At 70.1% G+C, this 19,915-nt stretch carries 14 protein-coding genes; 11 read left to right on the forward strand and 3 right to left on the reverse strand.

Translation table 11 applies throughout. The features are described from left to right. Positions 1 to 207 precede the first annotated feature (207 nt). From ACPXBU_RS29890 to ACPXBU_RS29910, 5 genes are all read left to right on the forward strand, one after another. The gene (locus ACPXBU_RS29890) at positions 208 to 453 is read left to right on the forward strand and encodes a hypothetical protein (RefSeq protein WP_425760743.1); all 246 of its coding nucleotides are present in this window, start codon (positions 208 to 210) and stop codon (positions 451 to 453) included. A 184-nt stretch (positions 454 to 637) separates the two neighbouring features. Continuing rightward, the gene (locus ACPXBU_RS29895) at positions 638 to 1,099 is read left to right on the forward strand and encodes a hypothetical protein (RefSeq protein ID WP_425760744.1); all 462 of its coding nucleotides are present in this window, start codon (positions 638 to 640) and stop codon (positions 1,097 to 1,099) included. Between the two features lie 557 nt (positions 1,100 to 1,656). Continuing rightward, positions 1,657 to 6,171, forward strand: a complete 4,515-nt coding sequence (locus ACPXBU_RS29900) for a DUF6531 domain-containing protein (protein ID WP_425760763.1) — start codon at positions 1,657 to 1,659, stop codon at positions 6,169 to 6,171. Then, the gene (locus ACPXBU_RS29905) at positions 6,162 to 6,626 is read left to right on the forward strand and encodes a hypothetical protein (RefSeq protein WP_425760745.1); all 465 of its coding nucleotides are present in this window, start codon (positions 6,162 to 6,164) and stop codon (positions 6,624 to 6,626) included. The genes ACPXBU_RS29900 and ACPXBU_RS29905 overlap by 10 nt, the downstream gene beginning before the upstream one ends. A 394-nt stretch (positions 6,627 to 7,020) precedes the next feature. Next, positions 7,021 to 7,686, forward strand: coding sequence for a hypothetical protein (locus ACPXBU_RS29910; protein WP_425760746.1), 666 nt, complete (start codon positions 7,021 to 7,023; stop codon positions 7,684 to 7,686). Positions 7,687 to 7,734: 48 nt separating this feature from the next. Here the strand turns inward: ACPXBU_RS29910 and ACPXBU_RS29915 are convergent, their stop codons facing one another. Both ACPXBU_RS29915 and ACPXBU_RS29920 read right to left on the reverse strand, forming a co-directional pair. Further along, complete coding sequence (locus ACPXBU_RS29915; RefSeq protein WP_393373647.1) at positions 7,735 to 8,988, reverse strand: DUF1501 domain-containing protein; 1,254 nt, start codon at positions 8,986 to 8,988, stop codon at positions 7,735 to 7,737. A gap of 1 nt (position 8,989) precedes the next feature. Beyond that, entirely contained in the window at positions 8,990 to 10,258 is a 1,269-nt protein-coding gene (locus ACPXBU_RS29920; protein ID WP_425760747.1) for a DUF1800 domain-containing protein, read from the reverse strand. 265 nt (positions 10,259 to 10,523) lie between these two features. Here ACPXBU_RS29920 and ACPXBU_RS29925 point away from each other — a divergent pair, with 265 nt between their 5' ends. The 6 genes from ACPXBU_RS29925 to ACPXBU_RS29950 are packed head-to-tail and all read left to right on the forward strand — an operon-like array spanning position 10,524 to position 18,116. After that, complete coding sequence (locus tag ACPXBU_RS29925) at positions 10,524 to 11,795, forward strand: glycosyltransferase (RefSeq protein ID WP_425760748.1); 1,272 nt, start codon at positions 10,524 to 10,526, stop codon at positions 11,793 to 11,795. Further along, entirely contained in the window at positions 11,782 to 12,963 is a 1,182-nt protein-coding gene (locus ACPXBU_RS29930; protein ID WP_425760749.1) for a glycosyltransferase, read from the forward strand. Before ACPXBU_RS29925 ends, ACPXBU_RS29930 begins: the two co-directional genes overlap by 14 nt. Further along, on the forward strand, positions 12,960 to 14,192 hold the full coding sequence (locus ACPXBU_RS29935; protein WP_393373636.1) for a glycosyltransferase family 4 protein: 1,233 nt from the start codon (positions 12,960 to 12,962) through the stop codon (positions 14,190 to 14,192). Before ACPXBU_RS29930 ends, ACPXBU_RS29935 begins: the two co-directional genes overlap by 4 nt. Then, positions 14,189 to 15,394: a glycosyltransferase gene (locus tag ACPXBU_RS29940; RefSeq protein ID WP_425760750.1), complete on the forward strand. Its 1,206-nt coding sequence runs from the start codon at positions 14,189 to 14,191 to the stop codon at positions 15,392 to 15,394. Before ACPXBU_RS29935 ends, ACPXBU_RS29940 begins: the two co-directional genes overlap by 4 nt. After that, positions 15,394 to 16,758 (forward strand): lipopolysaccharide biosynthesis protein, encoded by a 1,365-nt coding sequence (locus tag ACPXBU_RS29945; RefSeq protein WP_393373632.1) that lies wholly within the window; start codon positions 15,394 to 15,396, stop codon positions 16,756 to 16,758. Before ACPXBU_RS29940 ends, ACPXBU_RS29945 begins: the two co-directional genes overlap by 1 nt. Continuing rightward, positions 16,755 to 18,116 (forward strand): O-antigen ligase family protein, encoded by a 1,362-nt coding sequence (locus tag ACPXBU_RS29950; protein WP_425760751.1) that lies wholly within the window; start codon positions 16,755 to 16,757, stop codon positions 18,114 to 18,116. Before ACPXBU_RS29945 ends, ACPXBU_RS29950 begins: the two co-directional genes overlap by 4 nt. On the opposite strand, the gene ACPXBU_RS29955 is transcribed toward ACPXBU_RS29950, so the two are convergent. Continuing rightward, the gene (locus tag ACPXBU_RS29955; protein WP_425760752.1) at positions 18,093 to 19,727 is read right to left on the reverse strand and encodes a hypothetical protein; all 1,635 of its coding nucleotides are present in this window, start codon (positions 19,725 to 19,727) and stop codon (positions 18,093 to 18,095) included. The two genes, ACPXBU_RS29950 and ACPXBU_RS29955, sit on opposite strands and share 24 nt — an antisense overlap. Positions 19,728 to 19,915 lie beyond the last annotated feature (188 nt).

Here is a 19,915-nt window from a genome sequence, read left to right on the forward strand (position 1 = left end):
CCGTCCCCGATCGTGCGAGTGGTCCTCTCCACCTCGCCTGCCGATAAGCCCAGTCACCGCGCACCTCGCCCCGGTGCAGGCAGGCTGCGGCCCAGATTCTGCGAGATATGCGACTGGTTCAGTGCTCGCAGGTTGTTGCGCTTCTATGTTCGAATGACTGAGGGTCGAGTCACGGGAGGGCTCTCACTTCACAGGAAGCTGGTGACGGTGGCTGATATCTTCGAGCAGGTAACGGGCCATATGACTGGCTTGATCCATGAATCAGTTAGCCGTGCAGAAGTGGCCGATTGGGCCATTGAGCGTGTCAAGGACGAATCGGCCGGCTATTCATCCCACGCGGCCCTTTGGGTGGCGCTGGACCGGTTGGCTGGCGTTGACCTTCAGCAGGGTCCGGGGGTTTATCTGCATGGTCAGGAAGACTTTCGGTCGTGGCTTGCTGATCTTGACTGGTAGTTGACGCGCGTTCCGTTGACCATAGCTCGATATGCCGAAATTCGTCCTACCCACGTCGTGGAGCGCCTGAGATTGAGCCCCGAGACAAGCCGTCAGCCGGCGCGAAAGAGCGGGATCGGTTCACCCCGGTTGGCCGGGCGGGAATAGGTCATATTAGAAAAGTTGGTATCTGATGGCCCCTCAAATGGGCAGCGAAATCGACCACGTGATGGCACGGCTCGGTGAGCGAGGCTTCGCCGTCAACATCGAGACCGAGGATGAGCTGCGTGTGTACCGTGTCTCGGGGAAGGGCTTTCGCCTGCGAGTGGGCATAGGTCCGAAGGGGATTTTGCTCGAATTCGTCGTCAATCGGGACGGGGAATCGCCCGAGCTCCGATATGGTATAGATACTGACCTGTACGACATATCCGATCCTGATCAGCGATGTTTCGCGGACGAGATCCAGCGCGACATCGCCTTCTTCCTGGATGCCCTGGGGGACGGGAGTCTCAAGGTGAGTCGTGGGCGAAACAAAACGGTGATCGCCTTTCCGTGCGCGGATAAATATGTGCGAGTGGAGCGTGGGCGCGTGTTTACCCGCCGGCAAGAGTATGAACGTGCATCGGGCGCGGAAGCCGGCGGCGTTTTTCAGCCCTTCGGCCCGTGATTGGTGCTGCGGCGCAGATTGTGCGAAACATGCAACTGTTCCGTAGCGACCGTTTCAGGGGCGAAACGGTGGGCTCTTGCTACGGAAGATAATGGCAGGGTGGGCGCCTCGGTTCGATCCGCGTGGTGTGCCAGGTGCTGCCGCCGTGTCGAGTTGGCCGAGCATGGCGTCCTGCGCGGCGCGTTCGACGGCGTGGGTGCCGAAGCCGCCGAGGCTTACCCAATTCACGCGAGTTGGCCCCCGGCCTCGAACGTAGCGGGTGGTGCGGAACTACCACGCTTGCTCGGCAGGCTCCGGCCGGATTCGTTCCTCCCGGTGTCGACCGATCTCCTGGCGGCCCGCCTCAGATGACGCCAAATGCGACTGAGGTGATGGTCAAAGTTCGTTGCGCGCCTATGTTCGAATGACGGTAGGGCGACTTTACGGGAGATCGTTCTGGTCCGTGGTGCCGAGCGGGTGGTTGTCCCGTGTCGGGTGCTGCGAGGGATACGAGCTTGTTGGCGTGGACACGGGGAGGTCCTGGCGCGATGGCTGAGTTTCCGGCGCATTTGTTCAGGATGGATGGTGATCCGTCGGCGGTTCGGTCGTCGGCGTCGCGGTGGCAGGGTTTTGGGTCGGCGGCGTCGCAGGCGGCGGGGCAGATCACGGGTTTGGATACGAGTCAGTTCGTGGGTCCGGAGGGGGATTTGTTCCGGGAGGGGCTCAATGCCCAGATGCCGGGGCATTTGCGGGTGACGGGTGATGCGTTCGGGCGGGTGTCGTCGGGGTTGTCGGTGTTTGCGGGGTCGTTGTCGTCGTTGCAGGATCGGATGCGTCCGTTGGCGCAGCGTGCGCCGGGTTTGTGGGCGGCGTTGCAGGCCGCCCGGGGGCGGGCTGACCGGGCGCAGCAGGCTGATGAGCGTCATGAGCAGGAGGTCGCCGACCGGCCGCCGGAGGAAGCCGCGGCTGCGGCGCCGGATGCGTATCGCTCGGATGCGGGGGCGGCGGGTTCGGCGTTGTCGCAGGCGCAGCGCGACTGGGACGAGTGTGTGGCCCAGGCGGGTGCGTTGCGGGGTGAGTTGGCCACGGCGGTGCGGGACTGTGTGCGGGCCGTGAATGACGCGAAGGGTTTGCGGTTCAAGGAGAACCCGAAGTGGTGGGATCTGAAGGGTCAGTTCACCAACTTCGTGCGGGACAACCAGGAGTTGTTGGCGCAGCTGTCCGGCGCGTTGAAGATCGTCTCGCTGGTCGCGGGGTTGTTGTCGTTCATTCCGATTCTCGCGCCGATCATGGGTCCGATCGCGATCGGCAGCGCCCTGCTCGCCTCCGCGATCGACCTGTCGATCTACGCCGCCACCGGTAAGGGCAGCCTGAAGACGATCCTGATCGACGTCGGGCTCAATCTGCTACCGGGGGTCGGCAAACTGGCTCGGCTCGGGGCCGGAGCGTTGAAGGGCACGCGCGTTGCGCAGGCCTTTTCCTCGGTCGCCGCCCGGGGTCGCAACATGGGCTCGGTGGCCCGCTGGGGTTTGGCGAACCCGAGGGCCAACGGCATCGAGGCGATCAAGCGGCTGGCGCGGTTGGATCCGATCGACATCGCCTGCGGCGACATGGTGCTCACCCAGACCGACGTCGAGTTGCCCGGGGCGTTGCCGCTACTACTGTCCCGCACGCACCTGTCGTCGTACCGAATGGGGAGCTGGTTCGGCCGGTCCTGGGCCTCCACGCTCGATCAGCGGATCGAGGTCGACGAGAGCGGGGTCTACGTCGCGACCGCCGATGGGATGACGCTGATCTACCCGGCCGGCGACGACGGTCGTCCGGACCGGCTGCCAACCGAGGGGCCGCGCTGGCTGTTGGCGCAGGATCCGGCGGGCGGCACCTACCAGGTCACCGACCCGACACGGGGCTGGACCTGGCACTTCGGGCCGGTGCCCGGCAGCCTGGCGGCCCAACTCCCGCTGGTCGCGCTGACCGACCGCAACGGTCACCGGGTCGACGTGCGGCACGACGACAGCGGAGCACCTGTCGAGCTGGTGCACTCCGGTGGTTACCGGGTTCGGGTGCGCACCGAGGAGAACCGGATCGTCGGGTTCGACCTTGCCGGCGACGACACCGATACCGAGCTGGTCCGCTTCGGCTACGACGAGGCCGGCGACCTGACCGAGGTCGTCAACTCCTCCGGAATGCCGCTGCGTTTCGACTACGACATCGACGGACGGGTCACCCGGTGGGCCGATCGCAACGGCACCGAGTACCGCTACACCTATGACGAGGATGGCCGCTGTGTCGCCACGTCCGGCACCGGTGGTTACCTGACGGGTCTGCTGCGGTACGACACCGAGGCCCGGGTCACCACGGTGGTCGACTCGCTCGGCCACGCGACCGTCTACGCGCTCAACGACCTGCGGCAGGCCGAACGGGTCACGGATCCGCTGGGGAACGTCACCTCCTCCACCTGGGATCGGTTCGATCGGAAGCTGTCCGAGACCGATGCTCTCGGTCGGACGACTCGTTGGTCCTACGATGACGACGGCAACCTGGTCGAGGTCACCCGCCCGGACGGCAGCCGGGCGTTGGCGTCGTACAACGAGCTGCGTCAGCCGGTGGTGGTCACCGACGTCGACGGCGCGGTCTGGCGGCGCGAGTACGACGAGCGCGGCAACCTGACCATGGTCACCGACCCGGCCGGCGCGGCGACCAGGTACCGGTACGACGAGGCCGGTCACCTCAGCGAGGTGATCGACGCGCTCGGCAACGCCCTGGTGGTGGCCACCAACCCGACCGGGCTGATCAGCCAACTCACCGACCCGACCGGCGCGGCGACCAGCTACCAGCGAGACCGGGCAGGCCGGATCACCATGGTGACCGATCCGGTCGGCGGCACCACCCACCTCGGCTGGACTGTCGAGGGACGGCTCGCATGGCGGCGAAGCCCGGACGGCGCGAGTGAGGAGTGGACCTACGACCCGGAAGGCAACCTGGTCAGCCACACCGATCAGACCGGGGCGACCACCGAGTTCGAGGTCGGGCACTTCGATCTGCCGGTGGCGCGTACCGGGCCGCTGGGCGCCCGGTTGGCCTTTGGTTACGACACGGAGTTGCGGCTCACCACGGTGACGAACCCGCAGGGGCTCGTCTGGCGTTACGACTACGACCCGGCCGGGCGGCTGGTCGCCGAGACCGACTTCAACGGCCGCTCCCAGGCCTACACGCTTGATGCCGTCGGTCAGGTCGTGAGCCGGGCCAACGGCGCTGAGCAGAGCATCGAACTGATCCGTGACCTGCTGGGCAACGTCGTGGAGAAGCGCACCCCTGAGGGCGTCACCACCTTCGGGTACGACCCGGTCGGCCGGCTCTTACACGCGACCTCACCCGATGTCGAACTCCGGTTCGAGCGGGATCCGTTGGGTCGGGTGCTGGCCGAGATCCAGGACGGCCAGCCCGTCACCTCCTCCTACGACGCGATTGGTCGACGGACGCACCGGCGTACCCCGTCGGGCGTGGAAAGTGCCTGGGAGTACGACGGCCAACGGCCTGTGGCCCTGCACACCGGCGGCGCGACGGTCAGCTTCACCTACGACGCGGCCGGCCGGGAGACCCGGAGGATGGTCGGGAGCCTCGCCCTGACCCAAAGCTGGGATGCCAGCCACCGGCTGCTCTCCCAGATCCTCACCGCGAGCCCTACCGTCGACGGCGGCGTACCAGACCTGGTCGCGCACCGGGCGTACCAGTACCGTGCCGACGGTCACCTGACCGACATAGCCGACCAGGTCACTGGCGAACGCCGGCTGGAGTTGGACCGGGCCGGCCGGGTCACCGCCGTGCGGGCCGCCGAGTGGACCGAGCGGTACGCCTACGACGACGCGGGCAACGTCGCCAGCGCCACCTGGTCTGGCGACACGGGCGACGACAGCGATCGCGACGTCCGAGGCGAGCGGGAGTACACCGGCACCCTCATCCGGTCCGCCGGGAACGTGCGCTACGAGCACGACGCCGCCGGCCGGGTCACGCTGCGGCAGATCAAGCAACGTTCGACCAAGCCGCTGAGCTGGCGTTACACCTGGGACAGCGATGATCGGCTGGTCGCGGTCGCGACTCCGGACGGAACTCGGTGGCGTTACCGGTACGACGCGCTGGGTCGGCGGGTCGCCAAGCAACGCCTCGACGCCGACGGTGCCGTTGTCGAGCAGGTCGACTTCGCGTGGGACGGCCCACGCCTGATCGAGCAGACCCGACGCGGCGACGACGGCGACAAGAGCAGCACCTGGGAGTACGCGCCCGGCGCGTTCATCCCGATCGCCCAGACCGACGGCGTGGCCGACCAGGGCGAGGTGGACCGCCGCTTCTACGCGATCGTGACCGACCTGGTCGGTACGCCCACCGAACTGGTCAGCCCGGACGGCGAGATCGCCTGGCAGCAGCGGACCACCATCTGGGGCATCCCGACCCACGTCAGTGCCACCGGCGTCGACTGCCCGTTGCGCTTCCCCGGACATTTCCATGATCCAGAAACCGGCGCATCGAGCAACTACCACCGTTACTACGACCCTGACATCGCCCGATATCTCAGCGCCGACCCCCTTGGTCTTGTTCCTGGCTCGAACCCGTACAGATACGTGGTCAACCCGTTCCGGTTTGTCGACCCGCTTGGCCTGTCGCCTTACCAGGCCGGGAGCAAGATCCCGATTTATCGAGGCACGTCGCGGGCGCTGGAGAATCACATTGTCAGTGAGACCGGAAAGGTGATGAGCGACGCCGCCCAGCGCGCATTCATGGAGAGTGGTGGCGTTGTCGACGACGCGGCGCGCGCCTCCCAGGATGCTCACCAGGCCGGAGTCCGGGCCTGGGGTAATGAGCAGAACTATGCGCACGCGCATGCGGAGTTCGGCACGGAGATGGCGGAGGTCGGGGAGCGCTCCATGATATCTTTCACCGGCGACATCGATACGGCGAAGAACTTCGCCGGGCCGAACGGGCAGATCCATCAAGCGATGGTGGATCCGAGTCAGGTGATCGTCCAATCGCTGCCCGGAGCCGGCGAGTCGGAGATTCTGGTGCGTAACATGATCGATGTGCTGCCATGGCCGTGACCCTTGACCTCGGGGGAACCCCATTCGTCTTCTTCCCGGCGGGCGAGCCCTGGGGCATTCCCGGCGACGTTGTCCACGGTGACCAGCTCGAGGATCCTTTGCTCATCGACCATCCGCGGCTCCGTCGGATTCTGGTGCGCAGCTATCCCTCGATGCCGGCCCTGGCCTACGTGCTGCACTGGAGTGATGGATCGGACCTCCATGCCGTCGACAGCCGAGTAACTGCTGGGACAGTCGATGCCAAGGACTTCCAAGGTGCATTGGTGGCCGAGGTGCGTTCTGTCGTCTGCCGCAACTGTGCCGCGATTCTTCGGGTGGTTGTGGCGGAAACGGCCATTTCCGTGTTGGGTGGCGACCTGGCTCCCCGTATCGCCGAGCATGAGTTCCGGCGAAATTGCCCGGTATGCGGGGAGCCCACCCTTCCCTACGTCGTGGAACACCTCGACGCCGCGTAGCTTGTTCGAGCGATAGTCGGGGGACTCCGCCAGCGATGATCGACGATTCTGAGTGGTTGGGCATAAAATCGCGACTCCCGCTCGGCGCGCGAGTACGTGGGCAGGTGGAGCGGTGGATGCCTTTCGGGTTCTTCGTTCGAATCTCGGGAGATGTGCCAATCCTGGGGTTGGTGGACGGGATTAGCTATCGTCCTGGCGGTCGTGACGTTACTGATCATTCTCTCTGGCCAGCAGTCGGGGATTCGGTCGAGGTGACCGTGGCTGGGCATCAGGACGTCACCCGTCAGGTGAGACTCAGGGTTGGCCCACCACTACGGTGAGAACTCACTTCGATCGGCTGGCCACGCTTCGGCCCTGGCCACTTTCCGGGCAAGTTTTCAGCCGAGGAGCGGACATGGGGCCCAAGAGTGTCGAGCCGTCCGAGGTGTCGCTGGGCTACGACATATTCGCGCCCCTGTGGGGGCTTCTCCAATTGGGCGCGGCAAGAGAGTGGGACGGTACTTCCCCGTTCCGCCCGGTCTTCCTCGCTTTTGTCACGGCCCGACGAGACAGCCTGGCCAGGCTCCTCTCGGCGGTCCAGGCGGTCGGTGACCTCTCCGACCAGACAGTGGCCATCTTCGAGGAGCAGGGGGGCTGGTCCGACGCCGATCCGGAATTCGTACCGGATCAGCTCGGTGCCAGCCTCCTGACGTACTCCGGATTCCTCGCGGAGTACCCCCTCGACCTCGCTGATGCCACCACCGTACGACGCGCCATCGACGCCGGCACCGATCTGCAGTTGGTGAACCTGCTGCAAGGGTTGGTTGGTGCGGCGCTCGTTCGCGGCCCCGCGGTCCGGTCGGCAGCACCACTCGTTGTCGAGTCGATGCGTGCTGCCGCTGAGGTCATCGGCGCGGCCGCTGGTTCGGTTCTGGCGAGCGTGGTCAGTTCATGGCGGATCGCGCATCTGTCCCCGGCCCTGCGTCCTGACTCGAACATGAGTGAGGCAAGGAGGGCGCGCTTGAGGGCTCTGGCGCTACAGGTGGAATCCAGACTCTCCGTGAGTCGACCCGACAATTAGCCCCGCCGGAGCATCCGTCGCCAGGTTCGGGACCCACCCGGCAGCTCGTCAGCCGGCACGGAACAGCGGGAGCGGTTCACCCCGATAGCCGAGTAGGTACTGCTCCGGGTCCGCCCCGAGCACCGTGTCGAGGACCGCCCCGAACACGTCCCGGAAGTCGGTCGTCGCCTTCAGGTCGCCGTGGTCGAGGTCGGTGAGGCTGGGCGGTTGGCCGTGGAAGCCGCCGGCCACCCGCGCTCCGGCCACCAGCACCGGTCCGGCGGTGCCGTGGTCGGTGCCGTCGGAGGCGTTGGCACGTACCCGTCTGCCGAATTCGCTGTAGACGACCACCGCGACCCGGCGGCCGGCGTCGCTGCCGGCCATTCGGTCCACGAAGCCGGTCACCGCCGCGTCGAGTTGGCCGAGCAGGGCCTCCTGCGCGGCCCGTTCGCCGGCGTGGGTGTCGAAGCCGCCGAGGCTTACCGAGTACACGCGGGTCGGCACCCCGGCCTCGACGCAGCGGGCGACCAGGGCCAGTTGCGCGCCGAGCGCCCCACCGCCGCCGGTGCCGGTAGCGGTGGCGACCGGGGTCGCGTCGGTCGGGCTGGCGGCCGGGGCCACCGCCGCCTGGACCAGCCGGCCCATGTCGACCAGATCGGCGTACGCGGTGGCGGCCCGCGCCTGCATCGCCGACTCGCCGGCCTGCACCCGGCCGAGCGACGCCACCATCGCGGGCGCCACCCAGTCGGGCAGCTCCAACCCCTGGTAGCTGACGCAGGCGCCGACCCGCCGCCGTCCGACGAGCAGCGGCGGCAGGACCGGTTCGAAGCTGACCGCCGCCTCGACGGGGGCTTGCGTCTCGTCCAGCCAGCGCCCCACCCAACCGGTGTCGGCCGGGCCGCCCGGCGCCGCGGTCTGCCAGATGTCCATCGACCGGAAGTGGCTGCGGTCCGGTTTCGGGTAGCCGACCCCGTGCACGATGGCGAGCCGACCGGTCGACCAGAGCCCCTGTAGGCCACGCATTACCGGGTGCAGACCGTGGTCGTTGTCCAACCGCAGCACCTGCTCCTCCGGGTACGCCAGCTCGGGCCGGGAGGCCCGGTAGGCCGGGTCGGCGTACGGGATGACGGTGTTCAGCCCGTCGTTACCGCCGTAGAGGGTGACAAGCACGACCGTCTCCACCGGACGCCGGGCGACGCGTGGTTCCGGGTCCGCGCTGTCGAGCAGCCGGGACAGGGTGACCGCGCCGGCTCCGGCGGCGAGGGCGCCGCCGCCGGCCACACCGGAGGCGAGCAGGAATCGTCGTCGGGTCAGTCGGTCCATCTCAGGTCACCTGGTATTCCGGGCTGACCAGCCCGAGGGTGAGCATCAGTCGGGAGTTGGTGGTGCCGCGCAGCACCTCGTACGTGCGGTCGGTCCAGGTGTCCACGCAGAGCAGGTGGGCCACCTCCTCCGGGGTCATCCGCTCCGGGCTGAGCTGGCTGGCGAGCTTGCCGGCCAGAGACAGTTTCAACCGGGCGGCGGCCGAGGTCAGCCAGGCCACCCCGGCCGGCCAGCCACCCACACTGGGCGGGGCGAACGGGCGTTGCCCGAGACCGCCGAGCCCGTCGAGCAGCCCGGTGACCGTCTCCGCCGGGAGGGTGGCCGGTCGCAACCCGAGTTGCCGCAGCGCGCCGACCAGCCACTCCACCGGCTGTTTGACCATGGTGGCACGGGTGCTCGGGAACGTCTCGTCGGCCAGCAGTACCCGCAGCATCGGCAGCGGCTCGGGGAAGGCGGCGACCATCTGCTCCCTGGTGCGTTCCGGGATCGGCTGGGTGCTGGAGGCGTACCGGTGCCAGAGCCGGGCGGCCACGAACCGCGGGCAGGCCTCCTGGTCCAGCACCAGATCGGCCAGGCTGTCGGTGGTGAAGTGCCTGGTCACGCCGAGGATGCTCGACGCGCCGTCGTGGTGGCGCCGAGGGTCGAAGCCCGAGCGCCGCCCGGCGAGGTCGATCCACCAACCGGTCAACGCCAGGCCGGCCTGTTGCACGTCGGATTCGGTGTACTGCCCGAGGCCGAGGGTGAACAACTCGAAGAACTCCCGGGCGAGATTCTCGTTGGGGGCTTCTCGGCTGTTCAGCTGGCCGTCCAGCCAGTAGACCAGGGCTGGATCGACGATCATCCGATGGGCCATGTCCCGAAAGTCGCGGGATTCCCGCAGGGTGAGGTGCTGGGCCAACATGAGCTGCGGGCTCTTGACCTTGACGATCGAGGTGGCCCAGTGGCCGTGCCAGAAGAAGAGCAGCTTCTCCACGGCCTGCTGGTCGGCGACGGTCATCCGGTCCAGCCACCACTGGGTGAGGCTGCTCGCCTGTGCTCGACGTCGTCCGTCGGCTTCGACCCGCTGCGCCGGCGTCGGCTCGGGTGTGCCGACGTACGGGTCGGGGCCGAGCGGGGGCACGGGCGCCCGGGTGGCGCCGATGTCGGGCCCCGTGGGGGTGGTCAGCGCGGCCAGGGTGGCGGTGTAGCCGGCCCGCCGTGCTGCCGCCAGCTCGTTGGCGGTTGGTCCGAACCCCGTTCGGCGTAGCAGCAGAGCCACGTCGTCGGTCATAACGACACCATGGTGGGACCCTCAGCAGGGAGCGGCATTTCACCATCATCCGGAATTCCGCCCGTCGGCGACGGGTCGAGCCGCGCCCCGACGATACGTCCCCGATGGACGTACCGCATAGAGTATGGACGATCGTTGTCCGCGGTGGTGATCCCATGTCCGTTTACTGACTTCTGTCGACTGTGGTATGTGTTGCGCTCGATATGTTAGCTATCGTCGGCGGCTGCATCGCCGATCGTCCACACTCTTACGGGGGTACGAGGTGATGGATCAGCCGGTTCCACCCAGCCTGCGCCAACCGTCCGGGCAGTCGCCGGTCGCGCTCGCGGGTGCCGGGGCGGACACCGACACCTGGCCGGGCATCCCGGGGCAACCCGCCGGGCCCCGTCCGGTCCCACCTGTCGAAGCCGGCCGTCCGATCCCGCCCGTCGAGACCGGCCGCCCGATCCCGCCCGTCGAGACCGTCCGTTCGGTTGCGCTCGTGCACGAGTGGTTCACCGCCACCGGCGGCGCGGAACAGGTCTTCCGGCAGCTCACCGAGGTCTTCCCGACCGCAGCGCGGTTCGCGCTCTGGAGTGACGACGACGCGGACCCGCCGCCGCTGCGGGTGTCGTGGCTGGCCCGGACACCGCTGCGGGGCAACAAGGCGGTCGCCCTGCCGTTCATGCCGCTGGTCTGGCGGACCCTCACCCGCGACCGGTTCGACGTGGTGATCTCCTCAAGCCACGCGTTCGCGCACACGGTCCGGCTCGGCAATCCCGACCGCACCCGGCACCTCAGCTACGTCCACGCTCCCGCCCGCTATCTCTGGAACCCGCGTGTCGACGATCGCGCGTCGGGGCCGATGCTTGCGGTGCCCCGACGACTGATGCGGGCGCTCGACGTGGGGCTCAGTCACCACGTGCACAGTTACGCGGCCAACTCCGTCGAGGTGCGTGACCGGATCCGCCGGCACTGGGGGCGCGACGCCTGGGTGATCAACCCCCCGGTCGATGTGGACTTCTTCTCCGCCGCCCCGGCCGCCGACCAGGCGCAACCGCGCGACTACCTGCTGGGTGTCGGGCGCTGGGTGCCCTACAAGAACTTCGACCTGATCATCGCCATCGCCGAGGAGGCCGGGCTGCCCCTGGTCCTCGCCGGGTCCGGGCCCGAGGAGGACCGACTGCGACGTCTGGCACACCAGGCGCGTGTGCCCGTCACCATCGAGGTCCACCCGGACCGCTTCCGGTTGCGGCAGCTCTACTGGGGCGCCCGCGCCCTGCTCTTCCCCGTCCACGAGGACTTCGGCATCGTGCCGGTCGAGGCGCAGGCCTGCCGCACCCCGGTCCTCGGCCTGCGCCGTGGCGGTCTGCTGGAAACGGTCGTCGACGCGGAGACCGGAGTCCTGGTCGACTCACTCGACCCCCACGACCACGCGGCGGCGATCGGCCGGCTCGACGAGCTGGACCAGGCGCGGATGCCCGTTCAGGCGGAACGGTTCTCGACGCAGACCTTCGCCCGCCGGGTGACCGAGTGGGTCGATCATGAGTGTGACTGACCCGATGCGGGTGCTGCACGTCACCCACACCGCGCAACCCGGCGGGGCCGAGCTGGCCCTGGCCCGCCTGCTCAATCAGCGGCACCCCTGGCAGGCGTCCCTGTACGGCCCACCCACCGGCGTCGCCTTCGACCAACTCCCCCCGCAGGAGGTGGCGCAGGCCCGGGATCTGCCGACACTGCCCACCGGCGGCACCCGCAGTTCGGCGCCCCTGCTGGCGGCCCGCTACCTGACCGCGCTGCGCGACGGCGCCCGGGTGCTGCGGCGCAGCCCGCTGTATCAGCAGGCCGACCTGGTGCACGCGAACACCGCCGCCGCGGCGATCATGTGCGCGCTCGCCGACCGCGCCAGACGCCGGCCCCTCGTGGTGCACCTCCGCGGCCCGTTGACCGTCGAGAGCCTCGGCCCGATCGGTCTGCCCGCGTTCCGTCGGCTGGCCATGCGGCGCGCCGACGGGATCATCGCCAACTCCGGGTTCACCCTCGCCAGCGTTCCGTCGGGCTCCCGGATCCCGGCCCAGCGCACGGTGCTGCAAAGTCCCAGCGGGATCTCCGAGCGGCGTACGCACCCCGAGGTCCGCCCGCAGGTCAAGGCCATCGGCATGGTCGGCCGGCTTCAGCACTGGAAGGGCCAGCACGTCTTCCTCCGCGCGTTCGCCGCGAGCCTGCGCGGCACCGACGTGCGCGCGTACCTCTGCGGTGCCCCGCTCTTCGGCGAGGAGGCCTACGAGACGCAACTACGGGAACTCGCCGCCAGGCTGGGCATCAGCGAACAGGTCATCTTTCGCGGCCACGTCGACGACATCAACGGTTTCCTCGACTCGGTCGACGTCCTGGTGCACTCGTCGCTCGGAGCCGAGCCGCTGGGCCAGACCGTGTTGCAGGGACTGGCCCGGGCGCTGCCGGTGGTGGCCACCGAGGGCGGTGGGCCGGGGGAGTGGATCCGCTCCGGCGTCAACGGAATGCTCATCCCGCCCGGAGACGCCGACGCGCTCGCCGCGGTGCTGCGTGACCTGGTGGGCTCGCCGCAGCTACGGCACGACCTGGCCACCGCCGCCGCCCGCACCCCGGGCCTCCTGACCGACGCGGACTGCGTCGATCAGCACGCCGGGTTCTTCGAGTCCGTCCGCAGCGCCCACCGGCCGGCCCCAGCGCGGGACGCCGCGTGAGCGCAAAGGCACTACGGATCGGGTACGTCCAGATCCGCCCACCCGGGCTCACCGAGACCTTCATCCCCGCCGAGATCGAGGCGGTGCGGGCGGCCGGGGCGACGGTCGAGGTGTTCGTGGCCAACCCGGACGGCAACCGTCGGGCCGAGCCGGGTCGGGCCGCCGTGCACCTACTCCGCCGTCCCGGCGGGCTCCCGGCCGACCTGCGCCTGCTCGGGCTGCCGTCGCGGGCTGCCGGGGGGCGGGGACTGGCTCGTGGTCTGCTGGCCAGCGGCGCTGCCACCACCCTCACCGACGAGATCGCGCGCTTCGACCCGGACGTCCTGCACGCCCACTTCGTCAACGTGCCCACCGCTGTCGCCCTGCTGGTCGGGCGCCGACTCGACCGGCCGGTGACGGCGACCGCGCACGCCGCCGACTTCCTGCTCGACCCGGACGCGGCGGCGCTGAGTCGCCGGATCGCCCGCCTGCGGCACCTCTTCGTCGTCTCCGCGGCGACCGCCGGCCAACTCGCGGCACGGGGGGTGCCGATCGCGACGACACCCCACCGGGTCGTCCGGGCCGGCCTCGACGCCGGGCTCCTGGACGCCCCACCGGCCGTGCCCACCACCCCCACGCCGGGCGCGCCGACGAGGATCGTCACCGTCGCCCGGCTGATCCCGAAGAAGGGCGTCGACACCACGATCGACGCGGTGGCCCGGCTCGTCCAGGCCGGGCATCCGATCCGGTACGACATCTACGGCGACGGTCCACTGCGGGATGAACTGCGCCGCCGGGTCGACTCGGCGGGGCTGGCCGACAGCGTGGTGCTGCACGGCGCGGTGCCACATCCGGTGGCCACCGCCGCACTCGCCGGCGCGCAGGTCGCCGCCCTGCCCTGCCGGCCCGCCCCGGACGGCGACCTCGACGGCATACCGGTGTTCCTGATGGAGGCGGCAAGTCAGGGCGTCCCCGTTGTCACCACAGCGGTCTCGGGCATCCCCGAACTCGTCGGTCCGGACAGCGGCTGGCTCGTCCCGCCGGACGATCCGGTCGCCCTCGCCACCGCGATCCGGACGGTGGTCGCCGAGCCGGTCACGGCTCGGCGACGCGCGCAGGCGCTGCTGCTCCGGCTCCGGTCGGAGTTCGCCCCGGCGGTGCAGGCCGACAGGTTGCTGTCCGTCTGGCGGGAACTGGCCGACTCGACCCCGACCCGACCGACCGTGCCCTGCGAAGGTGGCCACCGGTGACCCTCAGCGTCGTCTCGTCGTACCTGCCGATCCCGCTGGACCGGGGCGATCCCGTCCGGGTGGCGATGGTGTTGCGGGCGCTGGCTCAGGTGCCGGACTGCACCCTGCTGGTGGTCCGCCGCCCGGACACCACCGCCGACCAGGAGGAGCAGTTGCGCGAGATGCTCCACCCGATGCGGGTGCGCACCTTCGAGGCCACGCCGTTCCGCTACGACCGTCTGGGTCCGCCGGGGCGATACTCGCAGGCCCTCACCTCCGGTCTGCCGCCCTGGGTCCGCAGCCGCTACAGCGCCGACCTGCACGACGAGCTTCGGCGACGCGACGGCGCGGCGATAGCCCTCGGCGAGGCAGCCGGCGCCTACGTGCACGGGACCGGGCTGCGCTGGCACTGGGACAAGGCGAACGTGCTCGCCGCCAGCGTCCGGCAGGAGATCGAGGCGGCGGGCGACCTCACGTACCGGCTGCGCGCCCGTTATCTGACCGCTGTCTCGACCCGCTTCGAGCGGCGGGCGCTGGCCTGCTGCGCGACGGTCTCGGTGACCAGCGCCGACGAGGCCGAGCGGCTGCGTCGGCACCACGACCGGGCGGCCACCTTCGTGCTCCCCAGCTGCGTCCCGCTCCCGTCCGGCCACCAACCTCGGCCCCAGGAGCGGGAGTTGGTCTGGCTGGGCAGCTTCGCGTACGAGCCGAACCTGGCCGGCCTGCGGCGTTTCCTGGCCGAGGGCTGGCCGGCGCTGGCCCGGGCCGGTTACACCCTCACCCTGATCGGCTCGGGTCTGACCGCGCCGGTCCGCGCCGAGCTGGACCGGCACCCCGGCGTACGGGTGCGTGGTTACGTTGAGGACCTGCGCGGCGCGCTCGCCAACGCCCGCGCCGGCGTGGTGCCACTGTGGAGCGGAGCCGGCGTCAAGCTGAAGACCCTCACCCTGCTGGCCCACTCGGTGCCGGTCTTCACCACGGCTGTCGGCGCCGAGGGCGTGCCGGCGAGCCCCGCCGTCCGGATCGCCACCGACCCGACCGCGATGGCCGCGGAACTCCTCGCGACCACCTCGACCGCCCTGGACACGATGGCCGCCGAGGCGACGCGGCTGGTGGGCCAGGAGTTCTCCGAGGACCGGTTCGCCGAGCGTCTCCGCACGGCGCTCGCCGCCGACGGCTACCTCGCCGAGCGCGGTGCCACCGGCGCTGAACCCGCCCGGTGATGGCCGTCAACCGGCTGGTCACCTCCACCGCCGCCAACCTGCTGATCCCGGTCAGCGGGCTGCTCGTCAGCCCCTTCCTCTCCCGCGAACTCGGCCCGGAGGGGCGCGGGCTGTACGCCGCGCTCACCCTGCCGATCGTGATCTGCGGCTGGCTGGGCACCTACGGTCTGCAGGACGCGCTCACCTTCCACGTCCGGCAGCGCCGGCTCTCCCGGCGGGACGCGGCCCGGGTCAGCCTGCTGGCCGCCGTGCCGCTCGGTCTGGTCGCCGTGCTGCTCCTGGGCGTGCTGAGCCTGTTCGTCTTCGACCAGGGCGAGGTCGACAGGCAGCAGTTCCTGGTGCTCGCCCTGCTCGCGCCGCTGCACATCCTGGCGAACCTGGCGATCGGCGCACTCACCGGCGCCGCGGACATCGGCGGCGTCAACCTGATGAAGGTCGTGCCGGCGGCGCTGCGGACGATCCTGCTGGTCATCGCCTGCGTGGCCCTCGACCTGAGCGCCTTCTGGGCGGCCGCGCTCTTCCTGACCGCGACGGCCAGCGGAGTGCTCGTCGGGCTGCCCCGGCTGCGCCGCCCGGTGCCGGCGAGCAGCACCGAGCCAGCCGACCGGGCCGAGCCGATTCCCGTCCGGTCGCTGATCCGGTACGCGCTCGTCTGCCTGCCGGGGGTGCTCGCGGCGACCTCCAACGCCCGACTCGACCAGGTCATCGGCCTACCGCTGCTCGGGGCACGGGAGCTCGGCTTCTACGCGGTGGCGGTCAGCGTTGCGGAACTGCCGACCGTCGTGGCGACCGCGGCCCGGACCGTCCTGATGGGCGGGGCGGGCGGTGAGGACAACGAATCCGTCCTGCGGGTGGCCCGGATCGCCGTCCCGGTGGCGGCACTCGGGTGCACGGTCCTCGCCGCGAGCGCGGGACTGCTGGTGCCACTGTTCTTCGGCGCCGCGTTCGCCCCCGCCACGCTGCCCACAGTCATCCTCTGCGCGGCCACCGTCGTGTTCACCTGCGTGCAGATCTTCAGCGCCCTGCTGCTCGTCCACGACAAGGCGGGCCGATCGTCGATCGCCCTCGTCGTCGGCTCACTCACCGGCGTACTGCTGCTCGTCGTGCTGGCCCCGCTGGGCGCGGTCGGCGCGGCCCTCGCCAGCCTGGTCGGGTACGCCGTCGCGGCCGGCATCGCCGCCCGGTCGGTACGCAGGTTGCCGGCGGTGCCGTCACTGCGAGCGGTGACCGTGCCGTACGGTGCGGACCTCCGTCACCTGCACGCCGAACTCGGGCAGCGGTGGCGGGCTCGCCGGACCGGTCCTCCAGAGGCGCCGGACGCGGCCAATTCACAGTCAGCAGGCACAGGCGGGGGAGTCCGATGAGTGCGGTGTTCAGCGGTCAGACGAAGGGCGCCCTGCTTCGGGCCAGCAGACTGATCCGACCCGACCCGGGCACCACCGAGTTGCTCGGCACCACGGGTGTGGTCGTGCTGCTGGTCCTGGCGTGGATCAGGGTGACCTTTCCCCAACTCATCCAGATCCTGCAGAACGGGCGACCGGTCTTCAACTCCGCCGCGGAGACGATGCCGCCCGCCGGTCGCGTCCTGGGTGACGTCACCACCGCGGCGTTCATCGGCCTGGCCCTCCTCCTCACCGCGTACGGGCTCCGACAGCGACGCCCGGACCGCCTGTGGGCGCTCGTCGTGGTCCTCGCCCCGCTGGCAGCCATCCACCTCGCCGGCCTGGTGAACGGGCAACCCCTCGGCCCGGTGTCCCTGGCCCTCCCGATCGCAGTGGTCGCCATCTGGGTGGTCCGACCCGGGGCGCAGGCGCTGGCCGCGATCGGTGTGCTCGGCGCGGCCACCGCTGTCGTCGCGATGCTGTTGGCGGTCGTACGGCCGGACCTGGGTCTGCTCACCGGAGAAGACGCGGGCAACAAGGGCTGGGCGATCGGCGGGCTGCTGTCCGGTCCGTACCCACACTCGAACGTGCTCGGGCTCATCCTCGCCCTCAGTCTGCCGTTCGTGTTCGGCATCCGGTCGACGGCGACCCGTCGGGTCACCCTGGCGTTGATCCTGATCGCGTTGCTCTGGACCGGTTCCCGGACCAGCCAACTCGCGGCGATCGTCGTCCTGCTGACCTGGGGGCTGCTGCGCTGGCGTATCGGTGGGCGGGCCGACCGGCCCGGCCGGGGAAGCCGCCGGCACCTGTCGATGCTGATCGGCGTCCCGCTGGTCGTCGCGCTCGGTCTGATCGTCCTCTGCCCGCTGCTGACCACCGACCCGGCCGGCTTCACCAACCGCGGCCGGACGTGGCGTGCCCTGCTGAGCCGATGGGCGGAGCGACCGCTGACCGGCCACGGCCCGGAGTACTTCGAACGGCAGCCGGACCTGGCCGCGGCGCTCGGCGGCCGGTACACCCATGGGCACAACGTGCTCGTGCACCTGCTGACCGTCGGGGGCCTGCTCGCCGTCGTGCTGTTCGCGGTGCTGCTCTACCAGGTCTGGCGGCGGTCGATGTTCCTGGCCGGGGCCGGCACGCCGGGGCCGGCACTCTTCCTGATCGCGCTCCTCTGGGTCTCCTGGCTGGAGGCATCGCACGTGTCCGTCACCCTCGCCGGGTTCCTGACCTGGCTTCCGCTCGCTCTGGTCGTACGAGCCGAGTTGCCCAGCCCCGCGCCCGAGTTGCCCAGCCCCGCGCCCGAGCGGACGACCGAGTCAGAAGATCAGGACGTCCCGTAGGTAGTTGGCGACCCGGCGGAGCTGGTTGGCGCCACCGACCGGCGCGGTCATCCGCAACACCAACTGCTTGTCGATGTCGCCGCTGTCACTGCGCCAGTACGCGACCACCACCAGGCCGTACCGCTGCGTACCGTCGACGGTGAGGCTGCTGGTCTCGGCGTACGCCGAGGAGGGGCCGCTGCGTACCCACTGCAGCCCCCAGGCTTCCTCGGCGATACGCATCGCGGTCTGACGTGGCCCGTCGCAGGGCGCCGGGCAGTCGCGCACGACCAGCTCACCGCCGAGCGCGGCTTCGCTGCCCGCCGGCGCGCCGCACTGGTGTCTGCTGAGTCCCGCGGCCCGCTCGACGGACGTGCACTGCCAGCTCGGCGGCACCTTCACCGGAAACGGCAGACCGTCCAGGCCGTGGAGGGTGAGGATCCGGTCGGTGGCGGCGAACCGCACCCAGAGGGCAGGCCACTCGCCCGGGGCCGGCGGTTCGAGCCCGGGGCTCAGCGGTGCGGAGGCCGGGGCCGGCGCGGGTAGTGCCGCCGACTGGCTCGCGGTGGGCTTCGGTTGTGGCGGATCCGTGCCGGGGTCGAGCAGCAGGACCAGACCACCACCGGCGACGAGGCCGAGCACCAGACCGATGACCGGCATGGCCCACCGGCCGGCGCGGGACTGTTTCGGCTCCAACGTCCGAGCCGGCTCCGGTTGGGCTTCCGGTTCGGCTTTCGGTTCGGGCTTCGAGTCGGTGGACGTCGAGCGCGGCCGCGTGTCCCGCGCTGGCGACGGGACGGCCCACACCGGCATCGGAGCCGGCTCCGGCGGTGTCGGTGGCGCTGGCGGTGGCGTTGTCGACGCGACGGCCGGCGGTGCCTGGTCGTCCGTGGACGTCGTCTGATGGGCGCGAGGCGTCGGCTCGGCCGGGGGCCGCTGGTCGGCCGGTGGCGTCCGCGTCGCGTCAGCAGGTTGCGTGCGCGTGACCTCGGCCGGTGGCGTCCGCGTCGCGTCGGCCGGTCGGGTCTGCGTCGCCTCGGTCCCTTGCGACCGCGTCGCGTCGGCCAGTGGCGTGCGCGTCGCGTCGGTCGGTTGCGTCTGCGTCGCCTCGGTTCGTTGCGATCGCGTCGCGTCGGCAAGTGGCGTCCGCGTGGCCTCCGCCGGTGGCGTGTGCGTGGTCTGCGCCCGTGGCATCTGCTCGGTCGGGTGCGTCTGCTCGGTCGGGTGCGTCTGCTCGGCCCGCGGCGTCTGGCGCGGCACCGGTATCGCCGCCTGCTGTGCGTGCTCCGCATCCGCGGGCGGATCGTCCGGCTCGGCCGGAGCCGGCTGGTAGGTCATCCCGAGGGCGGCGAACGTGCGTTCGGCCGTCGGAAGGAGATCTTTCGGGTACGCCACCCAGGGAGTGGTGGCGGAGAAGTCCGCACTGACCCAGAGCGGGCTGCCCGCTTCCGAGTGAGCGATCGCGTGGGTGGTGGCCGCGAAGGCGTCCCGCCACCGTGACTCGCCGGCGATGCCGACGTCGAGCACCACCACCACGAGAGACTGCTGTCCACCGTCGACGGCAGACCAGATGCTGCCAATCTGGCAGATGCCCAGTCTCCGGATCCGTTGGTACGGACCAATTGGCTGCATGTGCGACCTCTTCCGCTTGCCCACGTGATGATATCCATGCCGACCCATCCGGATCGGCCGGGCCAACCCCCGGAGTCGAGGAGTCTCTGGCTGGATGACGACAGTCAGCGATCAGGTGGCCGTTTGTCGACCGCCCCGGCCCGCATAACCCTGGACCATCTGGCACCTGCCGGCGATAGCCTCCCCCC

This window comes from Micromonospora sp. DT231, assembly GCF_049847025.1.
Lineage (GTDB): Bacteria > Actinomycetota > Actinomycetes > Mycobacteriales > Micromonosporaceae > Micromonospora.